This is a genomic window from Nocardia sp. NPDC051990 (assembly GCF_040680755.1).
Taxonomy (GTDB): Bacteria; Actinomycetota; Actinomycetes; order Mycobacteriales; family Mycobacteriaceae; genus Nocardia.
Window position 1 is genome coordinate 39144 of the sequence record NZ_JBFAXH010000019.1, and the last position, 19751, is coordinate 58894.

Annotated in this window: 17 protein-coding genes and 1 pseudogene; 14 read left to right on the plus strand and 4 right to left on the minus strand. The window is 63.7% G+C overall.

What is annotated here, in order from left to right:
- Nucleotides 1-235 precede the first annotated feature (235 nt).
- From AB0L63_RS26970 to AB0L63_RS27025, 12 genes and pseudogenes are all read left to right on the plus strand, one after another.
- Nucleotides 236-1486, plus strand: a complete 1251-nt coding sequence (locus tag AB0L63_RS26970; RefSeq protein WP_364505968.1) for a M20/M25/M40 family metallo-hydrolase — start codon at nucleotides 236-238, stop codon at nucleotides 1484-1486.
- Nucleotides 1483-2337: an IclR family transcriptional regulator gene (locus AB0L63_RS26975; RefSeq protein WP_364505971.1), complete on the plus strand. Its 855-nt coding sequence runs from the start codon at nucleotides 1483-1485 to the stop codon at nucleotides 2335-2337. Before AB0L63_RS26970 ends, AB0L63_RS26975 begins: the two co-directional genes overlap by 4 nt.
- Before the next feature lie 62 nt (nucleotides 2338-2399).
- Nucleotides 2400-3398 (plus strand): thiamine pyrophosphate-dependent dehydrogenase E1 component subunit alpha, encoded by a 999-nt coding sequence (locus tag AB0L63_RS26980; RefSeq protein ID WP_364505974.1) that lies wholly within the window; start codon nucleotides 2400-2402, stop codon nucleotides 3396-3398.
- Nucleotides 3399-3456: 58 nt separating this feature from the next.
- Complete coding sequence (locus AB0L63_RS26985) at nucleotides 3457-4398, plus strand: transketolase C-terminal domain-containing protein (protein ID WP_364505977.1); 942 nt, start codon at nucleotides 3457-3459, stop codon at nucleotides 4396-4398.
- Nucleotides 4395-5267: a hypothetical protein gene (locus tag AB0L63_RS26990; RefSeq protein ID WP_364505980.1), complete on the plus strand. Its 873-nt coding sequence runs from the start codon at nucleotides 4395-4397 to the stop codon at nucleotides 5265-5267. Before AB0L63_RS26985 ends, AB0L63_RS26990 begins: the two co-directional genes overlap by 4 nt.
- Before the next feature lie 19 nt (nucleotides 5268-5286).
- Nucleotides 5287-6609, plus strand: coding sequence for an aspartate aminotransferase family protein (locus AB0L63_RS26995; protein ID WP_364505983.1), 1323 nt, complete (start codon nucleotides 5287-5289; stop codon nucleotides 6607-6609).
- A 72-nt stretch (nucleotides 6610-6681) separates the two neighbouring features.
- On the plus strand, nucleotides 6682-7677 hold the full coding sequence (locus AB0L63_RS27000; protein ID WP_364505986.1) for a zinc-binding dehydrogenase: 996 nt from the start codon (nucleotides 6682-6684) through the stop codon (nucleotides 7675-7677).
- A 28-nt stretch (nucleotides 7678-7705) separates the two neighbouring features.
- Nucleotides 7706-8116 carry a RidA family protein gene (locus AB0L63_RS27005; protein WP_364505989.1) on the plus strand — a complete coding sequence of 137 codons (411 nt, stop codon included), beginning with the start codon at nucleotides 7706-7708 and terminating at the stop codon, nucleotides 8114-8116.
- Nucleotides 8113-9228, plus strand: a complete 1116-nt coding sequence (locus tag AB0L63_RS27010) for an aminotransferase class V-fold PLP-dependent enzyme (RefSeq protein ID WP_364505992.1) — start codon at nucleotides 8113-8115, stop codon at nucleotides 9226-9228. The genes AB0L63_RS27005 and AB0L63_RS27010 overlap by 4 nt, the downstream gene beginning before the upstream one ends.
- Before the next feature lie 506 nt (nucleotides 9229-9734).
- A complete protein-coding gene (locus tag AB0L63_RS27015; RefSeq protein WP_364505995.1) occupies nucleotides 9735-10535 on the plus strand; it encodes a MerR family transcriptional regulator in 801 nt (266 codons plus the stop codon).
- Complete coding sequence (locus tag AB0L63_RS27020) at nucleotides 10532-11431, plus strand: hypothetical protein (RefSeq protein ID WP_364505998.1); 900 nt, start codon at nucleotides 10532-10534, stop codon at nucleotides 11429-11431. Before AB0L63_RS27015 ends, AB0L63_RS27020 begins: the two co-directional genes overlap by 4 nt.
- A gap of 47 nt (nucleotides 11432-11478) precedes the next feature.
- Nucleotides 11479-11640: pseudogene (locus tag AB0L63_RS27025) on the plus strand (IS3 family transposase); the annotation flags it as partial.
- Between the two features lie 56 nt (nucleotides 11641-11696).
- On the opposite strand, the gene AB0L63_RS27030 reads toward AB0L63_RS27025, so the two are convergent.
- The 3 genes from AB0L63_RS27030 to AB0L63_RS27040 form a co-directional block, all read right to left on the minus strand.
- Nucleotides 11697-12938: an alpha/beta hydrolase-fold protein gene (locus AB0L63_RS27030; RefSeq protein WP_364506001.1), complete on the minus strand. Its 1242-nt coding sequence runs from the start codon at nucleotides 12936-12938 to the stop codon at nucleotides 11697-11699.
- A 679-nt stretch (nucleotides 12939-13617) separates the two neighbouring features.
- A complete protein-coding gene (locus AB0L63_RS27035; protein WP_364506005.1) occupies nucleotides 13618-13956 on the minus strand; it encodes a hypothetical protein in 339 nt (112 codons plus the stop codon).
- The gene (locus tag AB0L63_RS27040; protein ID WP_364506008.1) at nucleotides 13860-14150 is read right to left on the minus strand and encodes a class I SAM-dependent methyltransferase; all 291 of its coding nucleotides are present in this window, start codon (nucleotides 14148-14150) and stop codon (nucleotides 13860-13862) included. Before AB0L63_RS27040 ends, AB0L63_RS27035 begins: the two co-directional genes overlap by 97 nt.
- Before the next feature lie 256 nt (nucleotides 14151-14406).
- Between AB0L63_RS27040 and AB0L63_RS27045 the strand changes: the two genes are divergently transcribed.
- Nucleotides 14407-15939 (plus strand): fatty acyl-CoA synthetase, encoded by a 1533-nt coding sequence (locus AB0L63_RS27045; protein WP_364506011.1) that lies wholly within the window; start codon nucleotides 14407-14409, stop codon nucleotides 15937-15939.
- 304 nt (nucleotides 15940-16243) lie between these two features.
- Here the strand turns inward: AB0L63_RS27045 and AB0L63_RS27050 are convergent, their stop codons facing one another.
- Nucleotides 16244-17764, minus strand: a complete 1521-nt coding sequence (locus tag AB0L63_RS27050) for an alpha/beta fold hydrolase (RefSeq protein WP_364506014.1) — start codon at nucleotides 17762-17764, stop codon at nucleotides 16244-16246.
- 594 nt (nucleotides 17765-18358) lie between these two features.
- Here AB0L63_RS27050 and AB0L63_RS27055 point away from each other — a divergent pair.
- On the plus strand, nucleotides 18359-19543 hold the full coding sequence (locus AB0L63_RS27055; RefSeq protein ID WP_364506017.1) for a lipase family protein: 1185 nt from the start codon (nucleotides 18359-18361) through the stop codon (nucleotides 19541-19543).
- Nucleotides 19544-19751: the final 208 nt, after the last annotated feature.

Consider the following 19751-nt stretch of genomic DNA (forward strand, 5'->3'; position numbering starts at 1 on the left):
CGACTATCTGAAATACTGGCTATGGCACAGTTCACACTGACCTAAGAGGCTTCCATCGAACCTGGCAGCGACATCGCGAAGAGAAGAATTTCAAATAATCGAACCCAACCGTCATATGTTGGACTTCTCTGTCGGGTGCTGGTGATCATGGTTCTCGCTGGCGCATTGAGCGAGCAGCGGAAGGACCACAGACATGATCTCGGACATCAATCACTCTTCGAGTCAACGAGTTTCGATGGACTCGATCGACATCGCGGCGGACGAACAGTTGGAGTTCTTGTCCGCCACAGTGTCACGCGCGAGTGTCACTGGAAGCGAGGACAGTGTCACCGATCTGTACGTCGACTTCTTCGCCTCCCGGGGATGGCCGGTGGACAGGCAGGTACTGGCGTCGAGCGCGGTTGCGCACTCGGAAGCCGGTGCGGTGGAGCCGCGGATCGACGAGCGTGCGAATGTCATCGGGTACTACCGGGTGCGTAGACCAGAACTGCCGGTTGTGGTGATCAACGGTCACGTGGATGTGGTTCCCGTCTTGGACGAGGACCAGTGGGAGCGGGCTCCGTTCTCGGGTGCTCGTGCGGATGGCTTCGTGCACGGCAGAGGTGCGGTCGACACGAAGGGGGGCATCGCATCCGCACTGTGGGCGCTGGATGGTCTCGATCGAGCTGGTGTGGACCTGCCCTTCGATGTTGCGGTCGAACTCGTGGTCGGAGAGGAAACCACGGGGATCGGCACCCGTGCAGCGCTCGAGCGGATCCCCTCGAGGCTGGGGACGATCGTTCTCGAGCCCACCGCTGGAGCCATTGTTACTGTTGCGTCCGGGCTCCTCTTCTTCACTGTGGAGGTGACGGGCCGTGCCGCCCACACATCCGTGCCGTGGCACGGCATCGACGCCGGTCCGAAGACCATCGAGATCTATCGCGCCCTGCGGCGACTCGGCGACGAGCGTGCCGCGATGTTGACCGACGAGCGGATGCCGTTCCCAAGTGCCGTGCCGCTGGCGATAGGCACAGTCGATATCGGTGGCTGGCGCGCTGCGGTGCCCGCCCGCGGGACCCTGTCCGGCCGGATCGGCGTCATGCCGGGCGAGAGCATGGACCACGTCCGAGATGTCCTGACCGCCTGCGTCGACGCTGTTGCCGCCGCTGATCCGTGGCTGACCGAGCACCCGCCTGTTATTCGATGGAACAACCAGGGGCTGCGAAGTTGGGAGACACCGGAATCCGACTCGGTGGTGACCGCGCTTGCCGAGGGGTGCCGCCGCGCGGGCCTAACGCCGAGGATCGAGGGCATGACCGCAGGATGTGATGCCGGGATTTTGCGGGACGCCGGGGTAGCGACTGTTGTTTTCGGGCCGGGTGAGATGCGCTACGCCCACAGCCCCGACGAGAAGATCGCCGAACGCGATGTCGTCGAAGCCGCGCGGGTCTTGGCGCACGCGCTGGTGGCTTGGGCGGAACCGGCCGACAGGGACTCGCTGCCGTGAACGATGACCACGCGGAAGCGACCGCTGACTCGTCCGGACCGGCCACTTCCGAGACTGTTCTGCAGACCTTGGTCCGCGGGCTGGCGGTCCTGGAAGCGGTCGCCGAACGCAACGGTACGGCCACTCCGAAATCGTTGGCACGGCAATTGGGGCTGAAGCCGGCGACGTGCTACCACCTACTTCGCACACTGCGTTCAGAGGGCTATGTGCTGCGGCTACCCGGCGGAAGGTTCGATATCGGGCCACGCGGAACTTTGCTCGGCAAGAGCGTGGCCGCACGGACATCCCCGGCGCCGGACATTGCCGCGATTCTCACGCGCCTGCACAACAAAACCCATGAGACGGCGTATGTCTGTGGCTGGTTCCACGGGACGATCCTGCGCCAGCAGGTGATCACTGGAGTGCAGTCGGTCACAGTCAAGAACTTGAACGTCGGCTACATCGGCAACATGCACGCCCGCGCCTCGTGCCAAGCGATACTGGCCTACCTGCCGGCCGCGCAGGTGAGCATGATGTTCGATGGAACGCCACTGACGAAGCTGACCGCGAACACGATCGGTACGTTCGAGGACCTGGTGGTCGAACTCGACACGATCCGGCGCCGTGGGTACGCCCTGGACATCGAAGCCTTCGAGAACGACATCTGCTGTGTGGCGGCCCCATTTTTCGATGCATCCGGCACGCCGGCTGGTTCGTTCACCGTTTCGGTGCCGGTCTCACGGTTCCCCCAGCTGCGTAGCACCCTCGCCAATGAGGTCCGGGAAGCGGGTGCACTGGCCACCAACCTGCTCAAGACCGGACGCCTCACCATCCCCGGCGTCCCGGGCGAATCCAACTTTCGGCCCGCCTAGCCCCACCGCCCTCCCGGTTACGTATGTGCGTCGCCGACGACCATTCTTGAGGACCACGAACAATGACCCCCACCCCACCAACAGCGGCGTACCTGCCTACACAAGAGGCTGACAGCGCCCGGCTGCTGGGTTACCTGAGCACCATGGTTCGCATTCGAGAGTTCGAAACAGAGATCGAACGCTTGCGCGGCCTCGGCGTCGTCGTCGGGTCGGTGCACCTGTGCAGCGGCCAGGAAGCGATCTACACCGGTGCCGTGGCCGCTCTCGATCTGTCACGTGACCTCGTGTTTCCGACCTATCGCGGGCACGGCTGGGCGCTGGCCTGCGGCGCGCCGATGGTCGGGATGTTCGCCGAGCTGATGGGCCGACAAGACGGTGTCAACGGTGGTCGCGGCGGGTCGGCATACCTCTCCGTTCCGGAGGTGGGCATGATGGGCGAGAACTCGATCGTCGGCGCAGGAGCACCTATCGCCGCCGGTGCCGCCCTGGCAGCCCGTTACGACGGTTCGAACCGCGTCACTGTGGCCGCCTTCGGCGACGGTGCCGTCAACCAAGGCTCGGTGCACGAGGCATTCAACTTTGCTGCTGTCATGTCACTACCCGTGGTATTCGTGGTCGAGAACAACCACTGGTCGGAGCTGACCCCGATCACCGCGACCACAACCTCCGACCGCCTTTTCAAGCGAGCCTCCGCGTACGGCATGCCGGGAGTTCGCGTAGACGGCAACGATACCGACGCTGTGCGCGGCGCCATGGCACACGCAGTCGCGCACGCTCGCGCTGGAAAGGGCCCGACCGTAGTCGAGGCCATGACCGACCGCATCGTCGGCCACTACATCGGTGACGCCCAACAGTATCGGCAGGCCGGAGAACTCGAGCGTATTCAAGCTGCCGAGCCCATAGCCCGGTTGACTGCCGCCCTCATGCAACGGGGCGTTGAGAAGCGCCACATCGAATCGACCGTCGAGCGCGCTACCACCGAGGTTCGCGCCGCAAGCGAACAAGCTCAAAAAGCCCCGCTCGCCGATCCCGCGACCGTCCTGGAGCACCTCTATGCGTGACGCTACCCGAAAAGATCTTACCTACGCCGAGAGCGTGAACCGGGCCCTTCGACGTGCCATGACCGACGACCCCACGACCTTGCTCTTCGGCGAGGACGTCGCAATCCCCGGCGGCGTGTTCGGTGTCACCAAGGGACTGCGCAAGATGTTCGGCGACCGGGTATTCGACACACCCATTTCCGAATCCGCCATCCTCGGCGGAGCAGTCGGCGCGGCGCTCGTTGGGCGGCGCCCCATCGTTGAGATCATGTGGGCGGACTTCGCCCTCGTCGCTTTCGACCAAGTTGTCAACCAAGCGGCAAACGTCCGGTACATCAACCGCGGCACCCTGACCGCTCCGCTTACCATCCGCACCCAGCAGGGGAGCGGACCCGGTGCCTGCGCCCAGCACTCGCAGAATCTGGAAGCCCTTTTCGCGCACATACCTGGTCTCGAGGTCTGTATGCCGGCAACGCACCAGGACGCCCACGATCTGCTGCTGGCCGCTATCGCGAGCGACGACCCAACCATCGTGATCGAGAATCGCAATCTCTACCACACGGCCAGGCAACCGGTGACCCTGGACGGCCCGGTCCCGATTCCCGGTGGCGCGGCTACACGGCGTAGCGGAACCGACCTGACCATCGCTACCTGGGGCGCGATCCAGCACAAGGTACTCGATGCGGCCGAGCAACTCGACCGCGACCACGGAATCTCCGTAGAGGTCATCGATATGCGGTGGCTTCGGCCGCTCGATATCGACACTGTTGCCAAGAGCGTCGAAAGGACCGGTGTCCTTGCGGTCGTCCACGAAGCGCATCAGTTCGCCGGGCTGGGGGCCGAGGTGCTCGCCTCGATCGCCGAGCTAGGAATCGCCACCCGGCGTCCCCCAATCAGGATTGCTACTCCGGACGCCCGTATTCCCGCAGCACCGTCGCTGCTCCAAGCAGTCGTACCTGGTACCGACACTATCGTCAACCGGGTACGAACACTGATGGAATCCCCGGTTTCAGCCCGATGACCGGCCCGATTCGTACCAGAGAGCTGGTTGCGCCGCCGTATCTGGATGTCACCACCGTCACCGTTGCGCAGCGACTTGTCGAGGACGGAGCGCGAGTTCACCGCTTCGACGCAGTCGCCGAACTGATCGACGCACGCGGGACCGAGATGGAAGCGATCGCCGACGCCGACGGATTCATCCAATACCCACCGACCGAGGCGATCGACGATCACCCGGGCCTTGTCGCGTGGATCAACGACGCGCCGACAGCAACGAGCGACACCACCGTCGCCGTGCGCACGCCTCGCGAGGGCCCTTCGCCCGCTGAGGTCAGCTACCTATCCTCGACGTGGACGAATGTTGCGCCGACAGCCGTCGAGAGTTCCGACCGACGGGCACGGGTGGCGCTGCTCGTCAGTGCGATCGTCGACTCAGTGGATCTTCTCGCCGTTCCACGGACGGACGGTAACTCCGGGCCGATATCGGTCGGCACCGACACGGTGATCACGGTTCACGATCCGTCCGTCGACGACGGCAAGGTAACGATTCCGAACGCCAACACACTGTCTTCGACAGGACTGATCCGTGCTCTTGCCGCACCGACCGGCGATCTCCCCGTGAACGAGAATGCGGTCGGCGTGGAGCTACACCTGCTCCCGACAACGGGAGCGCTCTATACGCCACCGTCCGCAGACGTGCTGGTCACTGTGGCGGTCTCCGAGCCGTATGCCGCTGTCGTCGCTGTCGACGACGAACTCGGACACTCCACGATCGCCATCCGCCACTGTGCCACAGTCGTTTTCGGCTATCGACAAGCAATGGTGGCCACCGATCTGGTTGCTGCCTTCAGCGAAAACATCGCCACGCGTCTGCGACGCCGCCACCAATAGGCAGACAAAGGATCAACTAATGAGCGCAGCTGGCACCGAACCGACCCTGCACGAGCGCCACCGTGCGGTGATGCCCACCTGGATGGCCACCTACTACGATGACCCACTCGAACTGGTCGATGGTAAGGGCCGACACATCACCGGCGGAGATGGCCGAACGTACCTCGACTTCTTCGGCGGACTCCTCGCGACTATGGTCGGCCACGACATCCCGGAGATCACCGAGGCCATACAACGGCAGACACACCGGATTCTGCATTCGAGCACCCTCTATCTGATCCGGAGTCAGGTGGAACTCGCCGAGAAAATTGTGGCTCGCGCTCCAGTCGATAACCCCAAGGTCTTCTTCGTCAATTCCGGCTCCGAGGCAGTCGAGACCGCGTTTCTGCTGACGACCACGGCGCGGGCGTCCAATCAGGTCATCGCCCTTCGCGGGAGTTATCACGGGCGCTCCTTCGGAGCGACGGCCACAACGGGTATCCGTCGCTGGTCCGCATCGAGTCTGAGCCCGCTACAGGTCACCTATGCCCACTCCGGATACAAGTACCGGAGCCCGTTCGGTCACCTGTCGGACCGCGAGTTCACCGCCGCGTGCCGCGACGAGCTGCAGACGATGATCGAGACGTCGACCTCCGGTGATATTGCCTGCTATATCGCCGAGCCCATCCAGGGTGCCGGTGGATTCGCGACTCCTCCCGACGACTTCTTCGTCGAGATGAAGACCGTCCTCGACCAGTACGACGTGCCTTTCGTTTCAGACGAGGTCCAGTCCGGTTGGGGCCGCACCGGGAGGTCCTATTTCGGTATCGAGCACTATGGGGTGCGGCCGCAAGCGATCACATTCGCAAAGGGCCTTGCCAATGGAATCGCCATCGGGGGAGTAGTGGCCGAAGCCGACCTGATGGACTGCCTGACGGCCAACTCCATCTCCACCGCCGGGGGCAACCCTGTCGCCATGACCACCGCCAACGCCGTTCTCGACTACATCGAGTCCCACGATCTGCAAGCCAACGCCGACCATGTCGGACGGATACTGCGCCAGGGCCTCGAGGCCCTCGCCGGTAGCTGTCCACTGATCGGTGAAGTTCGTGGTGCCGGGCTGATGATCGGTGTCGAGCTCATCGTGCCGGATACTCGGACGCCAGCGGTCCGCCAGACCGACGCCGTGCTGGCCGAAGCCCGCAACGCTGGTTTGCTGATCGGCAAAGGCGGGTTGGCGGGCAACGTGCTGCGAGTGACACCGCCGATGACGGTGACGGAGACCGAGGCATACGAAGCGCTCGACATCTTGCGCGATGTTCTGGACAAGGTGTACCAGGCCGACGCCGCGGCGCCGGTCTGACGGCGCACCGCCGAGCTTCGCGACACCAGACACTTTCAACCAGGACGGATTCTCATGCCTCACCACTTCACCATGCAAGCCTTGGTGCACTCCGACATACCCGGGCCTGACGGTTTGCGTCTGGACTACGTGCCTCGCCCGGAGATCGGTGCTGACGATGTTCTGATCGAAGTAGCCGCGGCTGGTCTGAACCGACACGAACTGTTCGTGATCGACGCCCACAGCGGCGACGACGCGAAGATCGTGGGTGCCGACGCCGTCGGCACTGTCATTGCTGCCGGCATCGATGCGGGGCAGGAACTGGTCGGCCGCCGTATGCTGGTCAACCCTTGTCTGGGGTGGACCGATCCCGATGATGTACCGCAGGTACCGACCATCCTTGGCGGCCCGGTCCAGGGCACTTTCGCCGAATACATCCGAGTGCCCGCAGACAACGTTCACCCGGTCCCGCAACACCTGTCCGACATCGAAGCTGCCGCGCTGCCACTGGCTGGGCTTACCGCCTACCGTGCGCTGTTCACCAAAGGCAATCTTCGGCCCGGCGATCACGTCGTCATCACCGGTGCCACCGGCGGCGCCGGAACCATGGCCCTGAGCATGGCCGTCGCGGTCGGCGCCGAAGTCACCGTCGTTACCCGACACCACAGTAAAGCCGCGCAAGCGCGCACCCTCGGCGCGGCCCACGTCGTCGTTGGCGCCGCCGATTTCGACGAACACCTCCACGCCCCGGCGGACCTGGTGCTCGACAGTGTCGGAGCATTCTCGTTTCCCGCCGCGATCCATGCGGTACGGCCGGGGGGTCGCATTGTCTCCTTCGGCGCCACGACTGCACCGGACATCACGCTGTCGTTGCGTGACCTGTTTTTCCGGCAGATAAGTCTGGAAGGCACCTCGATGGGCAGTGCACCTGAATTCGCCCGCATGCTCGACTTTGTCACAGACTACGAAATCAGACCTGTGGTACATGCGTACCGCCCGTTGAGTGAAGCGCCGGACGCGTTCCGCGAGATGGCTTCCGGAAACACTTTCGGCAAAACGGTTTTCATCCCGCGCCGTTGCACCCCGTGACCCCACCTTCCGAGAGGAACAGAATCGCATGAAATATGTGAACCCACCTACCATCGCCCCGCCTATCGGCAAGTTCAGCCACGTCGTGCTGGTCCCCAGCTCGACCGCCATCGCATACATCTCGGGACAGATCGGTGTCGGAGCAGACGGAGTATTGGACTCGGATAGTTGCTACGACCAGACCAAACAAACTTTCGCCAACCTCGAAATGGTGCTCGAGCACCTGCGCGTGACTCCCGCATCGATCGTCAAAATGCTTACCCTCGTCGTCGGCGACGACGGGTTCGCCGAATTCGCACGAGCACGTGACGAGGTCTACGCTCGGTGGTTCCCCGGCGGCCAGTATCCGGCGCATTCCGCAGCAACAGTCACAGCATTGGCGAAGCCGCGGCTGCGTGTCGAGATCGAAGCTGTCGTCGCCGTTCCCAGCCCGTCATGACACCGGAAGAATTCCGGGCGAACTTTCCGGCCCTCGAAACTTGGACCTGGCTCGATACCCCTGGCGCGCCTCCAGGGGCGACGCCCGTTGTCACCGCTCTGCGTCAGGCCCTCGACGACTGGTCGTCCGGCTCGTTCGACTGGCTCGATTGGGACCATGCCGTTGATGCTGCGCGTTCGGACTTCGCCCGGTACATCGGAGTGGGGCCCGATACCATCGCCTCCCAGACCTCCCTCGCGGAAGCGTCCACGGTCGCGGTACGCAGCACCGCGCCCGGCACCACGATTGTCGTTGCCGAGGACGAGTTCCGTAGTGTTCTCTTCCCCGCACATCACTACCACGCTGCGACAGGTACCGATCTTTGTGTCGTTGCCCGACAACCGGGCAGCAGCCGCACCGCCGCGATCATCGACGCGATCGGGCCCAATACGGGGCTGGTAATGGTGAGCGAAGTGCTGACCAATGACGGCGAGTTGGTCGACATCGAGGCGATATGCCATGCCGCCCACCAATACGACGCACTCGTCTACGCCAACCTCACCCAGTCGCTGGGCGTTCTCCGCAGCGATCTCGCTCGGCACCCCGCAGACATCATTGCCGCGCACGGCTACAAATGGATGCTTTGTCCGCGTGGGACCACCTGGCTGGTCGCCGACCCCGCCAGAGCGGAACTCCAACCGACGGTTGCCAGCTGGAAAACCACCCGTGACGCCGAGCACTATTTCGGGGGCCCGTACACAGAATCGGCAACGATGACCCGCTGCAACTCCTCACCCGCGTGGATATCCTGGATCGGCGCTCGTGCAGCGCTGAGCCTACTATCGCAGATCAGCGAGGATGAAAGCCGCCGCCACACCCTCGGCCTCGCGTCCGACTACACCAGACGTATGCGGGAGAACGGCTTTCGTCCGCTCAACAACGGTGCGCCGTCTCACATCGTTGTCACCGCGCCACCCGAATATCGCCGCATCGACCCCGCTGCCCTTCGAAAAGCGAAGGTGCGAGCCACCTTGACCGAAAGCGGTGCGCTCAGAGTAGGATTCCATTACTTCAATACCGACACCGATGTCGATCATGTCATCGAAGCAGCCGCTTCAGCACTTGTCCCGTGAATGCCTTGGCCCGCCTAACCGAGGATAGTTCTCGGACTTGATTCAGATACGTGCTATTCAAATGGCAGCGACTCGGCCGCTCAACGCGTCGAAGCGGGTCCGGAATTCGTTGGCGTCGGTCTTGGCGCTGGCTATGACAAGGGTTCTGACGGGGCCGGAGCTCGGACACCAGTCGTGGTGATGTGACCGCGCCTTCGAGCATCGTCAATGTGGTGCGTCCTTCAGCAATCGCGGTGTGAGTGTCGCCGAAGCCACATATGGGCGCACGGATGCGGGAGTTCAGCAAGATGGACGGTGGACCGGCGATCGGCACGAAGCACGGACGATCGGATCACCTGTATCTGTTACGAGTTGCCGGCTGCCTTGTGTCCCTTATCCTTTGGGATTCCCGCCGCTGGGAATCCAGCCCCGATGCCGCATACTGCACGCTGGCAATCTTGCGCCGACTCTGTGTCATTCAGCTGCGGACTTGACCATGACGTAGCGTCATAGTTGAGACTCGTCGCATGAGAACCAGCGAACTCGCGAGGGCAGCGGGCACGACACCTCGTGCGGTGCGGCACTATCACCGGCTCGGCCTACTCGCGGAGCCTGCGCGTAGCGCGAACGGCTATCGCGACTACTCGCTGAAGGACCTTGCACGACTGATGCGTATTCGCTGGCTCGCCGAGAACGGTTTACCACTTGGTTCCGTAGCAACGGTTCTGACCGAGAAGCAATCAACCACCGGCGCCGACGATCTTCGTGACGATCTGCATGCGCTTATTTCGAGCTGCGAGCGCGAGATCGCTGTGCTCGAGCTGAAACGACAGCGGTTGACACGATTGCTGGACTCCGCAGTCCAGAGCGAGGAGCTGACCGCCCTTCCAGCAGATTTGGTTGCGGCGTTCGACGCGATGCGATCAGAAGCGCGCTGTGAGGCGGAGATTCGAACGCTCGACCGCGAAAGGGACCTCCTGGAGGTCCTTGCGATTTCGAGCGAGCTGCCCGACCAGGTCTTCACGTGGTTCGCCCAGATGTTGAGTGCCGCTGATACACGTGTCGCATATCGGCGGCTCATAAAGGCGTGGGGAAAGCTCGAGGGGCAGCGGGTCGTGGATGCTGGCGAACAGATCGACCTCGCGGCGAGCGAGCTCGCCGGTCATCTGAGAACCTCGTTTCCTTTCGAGACGGCTTTTTCTGCTGCCGATTACGACACAATCGGTGGTCTCCGGCTCGACGAATGCGTTCCTGACGTTGCTCAGCGCCAGGCGGTGTTGCGCACTCTCGAGATCCTGTCGCCCCACCCTGAGTCGGTGATTTCATGACGGTCAGCACTCGGCTGCTCGCGGGTGTGGCACAGGTGCTGACAGTGGCCATGATCGGCACCAATATGGCCCTAGCCGGCGGTGGTGTGATAACCACGGGCACGGCAGTCGGGTTATGGCTCGCTGTGGAATTGCCGCTCTTCGCGATCACTGTCGCCCTATTCGGATGGCGAGTACGAGTCGCTGTTCGGCGTGATGATGTCAGTGTCGGCGACGCTGTCCACGCTGCGTTGTCCGAGTCGCCGATCTATCGATTCGCTCGTTCAGAGTTCGGGGCGTATCGGTCGGTGTGGATGTGGATACGGGGCAAGACTGATCCAGATCGTGGGCTGGTGTTCACGGCGTCGGCGGGTGTGCTCACGATGCCCGCCGCTTTCGGGGCCGCCACACTGATAGAGGTGGTGGTCCTGCATCTGGTGCTTCCGTGGTTTTGGCTGAAAATCGTTCTGGCAGTGATATCTCTGTGGTCTCTCGTACTGCTTGCCGCGTTCGTCGCCAACGACGTCGTACATCCGCACTATCTGTCGCAGGGCGTCCTCGTCCTTCGTCGCTCCGGGAAAGTCGTCGTCAAGGTTCCGGTCAGCCACGTATCGCGTGTCGTGAGCATCCGCCGGTACTCTCGAACGCAACCTGAGATCGAGGGCAGCAGGCTGTATCTCCCGAATCATGAGGGCACGAACATCGAGCTTGCACTGAACCAGCGAAGCGCTGCTGCCGTGCCCGCCTTTCTCGAGAAGTGGCGCAGCTCAGGGGCCGTCACCACGATATTCCTATATGTGGATGAGCCGTCGAAGCTTGCGGATGCTGTCCGGGGCACACAACAAACAGACGTGCAGGCAACGTCGAATAAGCAGAAATTAGACGCCCATCAACCGGGTTCGTCGGCTCCGATATGAATCCCCCGGTAAGTCCGGGGACTTCATCTTCTGTGAAGGATGGAGTCGTGTCGTCGAGCAAGAAGTACCGGGTCGAGTTGCGTGAGCGGGCCGTGCGGACGTTCGTCGAGATTCGGGAGCAGCACGAGTCGGAATGGGCGGCGATGTGTGCGGTCGCCGAGTTGTTGGGTGTGGGGACCCCGGAAACGGTCCGCAAGTGGGTGCGGCAAGGCCCGGTGACGCGAATGCGTGTCCCGTTCGACGATATGCGGATGCAGGTTGATATTTACGGCGGTGCAAGGTCGAGTTGGGCGGCAAGCCGAGGCAGAGCTGCGGCGAAGGCTCGAGCAGCGAACTTCCAGGTGTGGTCGCCGGGCAGGATCGTAAGTTCGGTGGGGATACCGGCTTGCCGTGCGGCGGTGGAGAGTTCGCCGGCCTGGCGGACGTGTGCCGGCTCGGCGGTGCCGCAGATGAACAGCCCCGTCACGTCACGGTACGGGCCGCGGTGGGCGAGCACGGTGAGCGGGTCATGCGCGGCCCACGCAGCGGAGTCGCCGTTGAACAGTTTGCTGATCGTGTCCTTCTTGCTGCCCAGGTTCGGGCCGAGGTCGCCGGAGATGTCGACGAAGTGACCGAAAGTCTCGGGATGCTCGACAACCAGGTCGACGGCGCAGGTGCCGCCCATGGACCAACCGGCCACACTCCAGTTTCGGGGTGACGGCGCGGCGTCGAAGGTGGACACGATGTAGGCAGGGATCTCTTTGACGAGGTGGTCTTCGGCGTCGCCGGCTACGCATTCGGTGTCGGTGATGACGTCGCCGGTGGCGTCGGTGAATACGAGGATGGGTGCGAGGCCGCTGTGCTGCTGAGCGTAGGCGTTGGCGGTTTCCACCGCGTGGCCCGCGCGGATCCAGTCGTCCGGGACAGCGAACACTCCGCCGATCAGTTCCAGGACCGGCAGGTGTGGTCGAGGCTGGCGAAACCAAGCCGGGGGCAGGTAGACGAATTCCCGGCGGTGCCGGAAGTGGCTGAGGGTATCCGGAATAGTGACGGCGACGATCTGGCCAGACGACGTTGTGGGTGGCACCGCGCCGAGCTGGGCGGGGTCGACCGCGGCCGGCATCGGTGCATGGGATACCGTGCGCCAGGCGTCGCGGATCGTAGGGTAGTAGCCGATTGCGGCGTTGACGGCGTTGACCAACGTCACGGTGGTAAGCATGACGGCGAGCAGCGCAACTCCGCGGCGCCACCACCGGTCGCCGCGCCAGCCGAGGATCGGCATGAGCGCCGCGAACAGCAGCACTGCGAACCAGACCCACGCCTCGGTCGGTACGGGATCGGCCAAGGCCAGCGCGGCTGGCACCGCGACCCACGCCGCAACGGCCCCTGCTATCGCAGTGCCCGCAGCAATCGACAACCACCGCGCTCGCCATCTGCGATTCCGCCACCGGATGGCAAGCACCACCAGGATCGCTGACGCTATCCGCAGTGCCCAGGGAAACCAGCCGTCCAGTAGCGACACCGTCATTCCGGCCACCTCGCTTGGTGTCGGTCTGGCCCCGGCGAGTGGCGTGCGGCAGGACAAGCCCGCGATCGGGGCACTCGCGGTCGGCAATTCCGCCGACGTGTCCTACGACTGGTTCGCGGATCACATTGCTGATGAGTTCGCCAACGGCGTGAGGATCGTAGATAAGCCGGGTGTACCTGCCGGGCAGGGCGATGGTGTGCGGGTAAACGAGGACGGTCTTCTCCAAGCGGCGCCAGTTCGGTTGCGGGGGCGGGCGGATTCGATCGGCAGGCATGCCCGCGAGTGCGCGGCGGCGAGACTCCGGCAGACCGGAGAGGCCGGAGAAAGTCCCGCCATATCGGCATCCGAACTCCTGACGTGGGCTCACCTGTGTCGCTGTTCATTTTCAGGCCATAGAGACAGGGGCGGTTCTGGTTCCCAGCACGACAAGCGAACTGGTCTATGTCGAGAATCGCCGATAGCTCCATCCGTAGGAAGGGAGCAACGTCGGACACGTTCAGGACGCGGGTCTCTCGATCTCGGGACTTTCGGCACCGTCCGATCCGGTCGTTATCGACGACCGGGACCATCGACCCGCCGAGATAAGGACATCCCGGAGCTGTCTACACCGGTGATCTGCGACGACCCTGAAACAACTCAACCTGGATCTCCGTGTGTCCACACCAAAGTTGATCGAGGTTCAGACCCGCTGCGCCTGGACGATCCAGATCGGCATCAGCACCCGTCCCTTGTCGTCGCTCACCGCGTCCGGGTACTGCGTCACGAACTCGCGGGCGGAGGCGGTTACCGCCGTCAGCTCGCCGGGGCTCAGATCGGTGATCGCCCAGCCACCGGCGCTCAGCGTGTCGCGAATGTTGCGCTCGGACACGGGAAGCGGGGCAGGTAACCCGCCGATCGTCTGGTCGGAGAAGCACAGCGTGCTCAGCAGGGCGCCCGGTTTCGTGGCGTGATGCACGGTCGCGATGTATTGCGCGCGCTGCTCGTCGGTGAGGCAGTGGTAGAGCGCACTGTCCAGCACAGTGTCGAACCGGCTCTCGACGCCGGTGAGGCTGGTGACGTCGGCGACGGCGAATCGACGTCCACCCCACGCGCCGCCGCCCGCCGGCGCGCCTGTTCGACTGCCGGCGCGGCGGCATCGATCGTGGTCACCCGATATCCCCGACTCGCCAGGTAGATGGCGTTGTCACCGAGGCCGCAGCCGACATCGAGCACCGCGCCGGATATCCGTCCCGCTCGCTCGAACGCGACGACGGCCGGTTGTTATCGAACGGGAGCCGCGTTCGAGTAGGAAAAGTCTGTTAGCAGCCGTGACGGGACGCGCAGACGAGTTGCACTAGTCGCATCGACCGGGGAAAGTGTAGCGCTATTTGCATCCGAAATGCGGTGGCACAAAAGAAATCATCGATGAACGTGAATTCGGAAGCGCAATGTCTTTCGAAATAGTTTGATGCCCGATAGTCTGACGTGCATGATTCTCGATCCCCGCACCAACACCATCGACGGTGTCCTGCGCCGCTCGGCGGCGAAGGTCCCCGACCGTGCCGCCGTAACGTTCGAAGGCAGGTCACACACCTACCGCGAACTCGACGCCGCGGTGAGCCGGGCGGCCGCGCATCTGCTCGCGCTTGGCCTGGCCGCCGGTGATCGGGTCGCGGCCTACGGCACCAATTCCGACGCCTATGTGATCGGCTTTCTCGCCTGTGCCCGTGCGGGTTTGGTGCACGTGCCGGTGAACTACGCGTTGCGCGGGGACGAGCTGACCTATCTGCTGTCCCAATCGGGTGCCCGGGCGGTGCTGGCCGACCCTGCTCTCATGTCGAATCTGGACGCGGTGCGCGGTGATCTCACCGTGCTCGAGCATGTGGTGGTGTTGCGCGGCGCGCAGGACTCACTGCTGACGGTCGCTGTGACCGGCGAGGTGCCCGATCCGGTCTCGCGAGTGGCCGCGACCGATTTGGCCCAACTGCTCTACACCTCGGGTACGACGTCGAAACCCAAGGGCGCCATGATGACCCATGAGGCGCTTGTCCACGAATACGTCTCCTCGGTCATCGCGCTGGACCTCACCGCCGACGACAATCCCCTCATCGCCATGCCGCTATATCACTCGGCCGGCATGCATGTGTTCACACTCCCCTACCTATCAGTGGGCGCGACCGTGAATCTGATGGCCGCACCGGATATTCCGGAAATTCTGCGCCGGATCGAGGACGACCGAATCGGATCGCTGTTCCTCGCTCCCACGGTGTGGGTGCCACTGTCGAATCACCCTGATCTGGCCCTCCGCGACCTGTCCTCGCTGCGCAAAGCCCAGTACGGTGCCTCGATCATGCCAGTGACGGTGCTGAACAGACTTCGGGAACGCTACCCCGATCTGGGTTTCTACAACTGCTTCGGACAATCCGAAATCGGCCCCCTGGCCACCGTGCTGCGCCCCGAGGAACATGCCGATCGGCCCTCGTCGTGCGGGCACCCGGTGTTCTTCGTGGAGACCAGAGTCGTCGATACCGAGGGCAACGACGTCGCCGACGGCGAGTCCGGCGAAGTCCTCTACCGATCACCGCAGCTGTGCCGAGGCTATTGGGACAATCCGGAGGCGACCGCAGAAGCGTTCCGCGACGGCTGGTTTCACTCCGGCGACCTCGTCACGCGCGATGCGCAGGGGTTCATCACCGTGGTCGACCGGATCAAGGACGTCATCAATACCGGCGGCATCCTGGTCGCCTCCCGCGAGGTCGAAGACGCTCTCTACACCCACCCGGCCGTCGCGGAGGTCGCGGTCATCGGCACACCCGATGAGAAATGGATCGAGGCCGTCACCGCCCTCGTGGTGCTCCGCGACGGGCACACGGCAAACGCGGACGAATTGATAGGGCACACCAAGGATCTGATAGCGCCGTTCAAAGTTCCCAAGAAGATCCGATTCCTCGGCTCACTGCCCCGGAATCAGAGCGGCAAACTACTCAAACGCGAACTACGGAAACCATTTACAACGCCATAGACGATTTCGAGGCCGCCACTCGAAAGAGTGTCGGCCCCGAAAACAGAAGTGCTAGAACGTAATTCCTTCGCTACAAGCCGGTGCCGCAACACCATTGCTGGTTCTCCTCTACGTCTTTCTGCGCACGAGACGGAAGCAGGTGGCGACCCAGAATGCGGATTCGCTCATCGCGGTGAATTTCTCGGCCCACTGCTCACTCTCACCGGACAAGCCCAAGCCGAGGGAGGCACTACCGTGATGTCGACCGGTTGAGATCACCGGTCGGCCCGTCGAGTGGATCGTGTCGCTGGGTGCCGCGGGCTGGTCAGTCGGGGAGAGAGTTGGGGTCGCGTTGGCAGGTGAGGTCGGCATCGGGGAGGGTGCCGTCACGAAAGTAGGTGTTGACGATGTCGTTCGCGCAGTGGCTCAGGTCGGAGCCGAGGACGCCGTGAACGCGGGTGTCTGCCAGTGTGACCATTCGTGACGCTGTCAGGTCCTGGTGCAGCCCGAGGCCTTGCTGGTAGGCGGTGCGGGTGTCGCGGGTTGCCTGCAGGATCAGTGCTGGTGTCGAGTTGTGCACGGCGGTGGGAGGCTCGATCGGGTCCGGCCAAAACGCGCAGGCGGTGACGTTGTTGGCGAACGCGCCGAACACCGGTTGGGTCGCCCGGACGCCTTCGATGTTGCGGCGATACCAGGCCAGATCTCGAGGTGCAGCCTTGTCACCACACAGGACTGCCGCCATGCCCGAGGCATCCAGCGGAACGGGACCGCTGATCTTGGCTTTCAACTGCTCCATGTCGACGGGCAGCCCGGACACCGCGTCGGCTACGCCCCGTACGACCTCGGCGAGGTTGGTGTTCCTCCGCGGAGTCGACAACAGCGCCAGCAGCATCATCGGCACGGTGTGTTCGTCGATGAGATAACCGTTGCCGATCACCGGATGCGTGGCGGAACGTCGGATCATGTCCTCGACAAAGGCTCGGACCTGTGGTCCGTTGCTACCGAAGTGGTATTCGGCGTCGTGGCGGGCCGCCCAGATCGCCCAGTCGTCGAGCCCGGCCTCGTTGACGGCACCCATGTCCTGGTATGTGCCGATCCAGTAGCGGTCCGGGTCGATGGCGCTGTCCAGCACGATCCGGTCACTGCGCTGCGGGAACATCTGTGTATACACCGCGCCCAGGTAGGTGCCGTAGGAGAGGCCGTAATAGTTGAGCTCGCGTTCACCGAATGCGCCGCGGATGACATCCATGTCTCGGGCGGTATTGCGGGTGGTGATGGACCGGGCCTTCTCGGGATCGGGTGCTACGCAGGAAGCCGCTAGCGCGGCGGCCAGGGCGGCGTCGCGCGCGTAGCCGAAGGCATCGAAGCCAGCCGAGAACAACATGGTGGGAAGCGGCAGCGCACAACTCATTCGGTCCGATCGGCCGATACCACGCGGGTCCATGCCGACCAGGTCGTACTGGGCACGGACATCCGGTGTGAACCGATCCCGGAGCTCGGCCATCATGCTCAGGCCCGGACCGCCGGGACCACCGGGGTTGGACAGCATGATCCCGCGCCTTCGGGCCGGGTCGGTGGCCGGGATACGCGAGATCGCTACGGTCAGCGTGCGTGCGTCCGGTCGGTTGTAGTCGAGCGGTACGACAACGCCCGCGCACTGGGCCCCCGCATTGTCGAGCACCGCGTCGTTACACGGCTTCCAGTCCAGCTGCTGGTGATAAAACGAGTCCAACCCACTCGGGATGTCATCGACCGGATCGGCGCTTGCCGGCCCCAGGGGCAATGTGGCGAATGCGGCTGCCGATATGACCCACAGTACGAGCCATCGAACCCAACGTATCGGCATCGCATCTCCTGCCCGAGACCTCCGTGTACGCATCCCTGATTCCGTCGCACTGTCATTTCCGGGGTCTCGAACCAGCACCATACAGCCGTTTGCTGAAACCAGCTCGGCGAAGTCCGGATTTACAGAATCGTCACCCACACTTGCCCCGGTCAGATCGGTGTTACGCCTCCGACATCAGGTTTTGTGGCGCGAGCCGATTTGCACAAATCACAGACTGGTTGCGATAGCTACGCATGCCAATCAATTGCCCGATATATCGCGAACGGACATCCGCGTATCGGCTCGGTCCAGCGAGCCTTTTCCTCCCTGCTGGGCGGCCGCAACAGTTGTTGAAAACTTTACAGCTGTGAAGATGAAATCGTTATGCTACCGTGATCCAAACCCTCAGTGGTGTGACCGGTTGATGCAGGCCCGGAGTGCCTGCGCGTCGGATAGTTGGACGCGGGAGGCGTGATGGAATCCGGGCATATGTTGTCGACGTATCGGAAAGATGCTTGCCGCACAGCGTGTTCGGCTACTGATGTGCCTGGTCTGCCGGTCGACGGCGCGCCCCGGCAACCAGTGAGGTGGTGGCGGATCGGCGGGCAATGGCTTGTGACCCTCATACTCGCCATCCTCATGCTGCCGGCAGCATTGACGATGCCGGTCGCTCGAGCCGCAGAGCTGTCCCCGGGTGATGATCCCTTCTATGCCGCACCAGCCGACCTCGCGTCACATCCCAACGGCGCGGTGCTCGGGTCGCGGACGATCCCAGTGCTCGGTCTGTCGATACCGGTGGCGGCGTGGCAATTACGGTATCGCACAACCGATTCCGAAGAGCATCCGCAGCTGGACGTGACCACGGTGCTGGTGCCACCGGTGCCATGGAGCGGGCCGCGGCCGGTGTTGTCGTACCAGGTACCCGAGAACAGTCTCGACACCCGGTGCGCGCCGTCGGCCACGCTGCGCGGCGGAAGCGATACCGATATGGCGAGAATCATGCAGGATGCGCCGTTCATCGCGGAGGCACTGCGGCGGGGATGGGCCGTCGTGGTCAGCGATTACGAAGGGCCGCAGTCCCGACTCTTCGACGGTGTGACATCCGGGCGTGGAGTCCTGGACGGAATCCGGGCCGCGCGGTCCTTCCCGCCAGCCGGCATCAATGCCGCGAGCCCGATCGGCGCCTTTGGATATTCGAGCGGAGCCTTCGCCACGCTGTGGGCCACGCAGTTGCGTCGGGAATACGCACCAGAGGTGCGATTCGTCGGCACCAGCGCCGGCGGAGTCCCCACCGATATCCCGACGATGGCACAACTCGCCGACGGCGCCGAAGGGGCGATACTGATCCTGCTCGGGCTGGCCCGCAATGAACCCGAATCCCGGCTGGCCGACTTGCTGAACGACGAGGGCCGCCGCGCGCTGCGCGCCGCAGGCACCTCCTCCTGCGGTGCGGATCTGGCTCAGAAATTCTCCGACATCCACGTCGACGACTTCGCCACGGTCCCGAACCTGCTGGCACATCCCGCTTTCCGCAACGCCGCCAGGCCCAATGAACTCGGCCGCACCACCCCCGACACCCCGCTGTACCTGTACCACAGCGTCACCGACGAGAAGATCCCCGTCGCCGGCTACACCGCCCTCGTCGATACCTACTGCGCTCAGGGCGCCACCCTCACCGCGATCCACTCGCTGTTCCCGACCCACATCGGAGCCGCCGCGGGCGAGGCCTTCGGCGGCCTGAACTTCCTCGCCGACCGCTTCGCCGGCACCCCACAAGCCCCGGGGTGCGTGGTGCGATAAGGCGCCAGCCCTACCAGTGCAATGCACGCCGCCGTCGGTAGCGGACATCGGACCAGGCCGCAGGCGCCGGTGACCATCGCACGGAAGCCTTCGCGCTGTCAACATCTTCTACGCTCGGCTTCTAGGTTCGAGGTTGCGTAGGAAGGATCGAACTCTGCGAGTACTGCTTCACGGACCTGCTTGATCCACGGGTCGAGGTCGCTGCCGC

Bases quoted from the DNA above. Each gene is read 5' to 3' on its own strand.
- AB0L63_RS26970 (WP_364505968.1), top strand. From the start codon at position 236: ATGGACTCGATCGACATCGCGGCGGACGAACAGTTGGAGTTCTTGTCC.
- AB0L63_RS26980 (WP_364505974.1), top strand. From the start codon at position 2,400: ATGACCCCCACCCCACCAACAGCGGCGTACCTGCCTACACAAGAGGCT.
- AB0L63_RS26985 (WP_364505977.1), top strand. From the start codon at position 3,457: ATGACCGACGACCCCACGACCTTGCTCTTCGGCGAGGACGTCGCAATC.
- AB0L63_RS26990 (WP_364505980.1), top strand. From the start codon at position 4,395: ATGACCGGCCCGATTCGTACCAGAGAGCTGGTTGCGCCGCCGTATCTG.
- AB0L63_RS26995 (WP_364505983.1), top strand. From the start codon at position 5,287: ATGAGCGCAGCTGGCACCGAACCGACCCTGCACGAGCGCCACCGTGCG.
- AB0L63_RS27000 (WP_364505986.1), top strand. From the start codon at position 6,682: ATGCAAGCCTTGGTGCACTCCGACATACCCGGGCCTGACGGTTTGCGT.
- AB0L63_RS27005 (WP_364505989.1), top strand. From the start codon at position 7,706: ATGAAATATGTGAACCCACCTACCATCGCCCCGCCTATCGGCAAGTTC.
- AB0L63_RS27010 (WP_364505992.1), top strand. From the start codon at position 8,113: ATGACACCGGAAGAATTCCGGGCGAACTTTCCGGCCCTCGAAACTTGG.
- AB0L63_RS27015 (WP_364505995.1), top strand. From the start codon at position 9,735: ATGAGAACCAGCGAACTCGCGAGGGCAGCGGGCACGACACCTCGTGCG.
- AB0L63_RS27020 (WP_364505998.1), top strand. From the start codon at position 10,532: ATGACGGTCAGCACTCGGCTGCTCGCGGGTGTGGCACAGGTGCTGACA.
- AB0L63_RS27030 (WP_364506001.1), bottom strand. From the start codon at position 12,938: ATGACGGTGTCGCTACTGGACGGCTGGTTTCCCTGGGCACTGCGGATA.
- AB0L63_RS27045 (WP_364506011.1), top strand. From the start codon at position 14,407: ATGATTCTCGATCCCCGCACCAACACCATCGACGGTGTCCTGCGCCGC.
- AB0L63_RS27050 (WP_364506014.1), bottom strand. From the start codon at position 17,764: ATGCCGATACGTTGGGTTCGATGGCTCGTACTGTGGGTCATATCGGCA.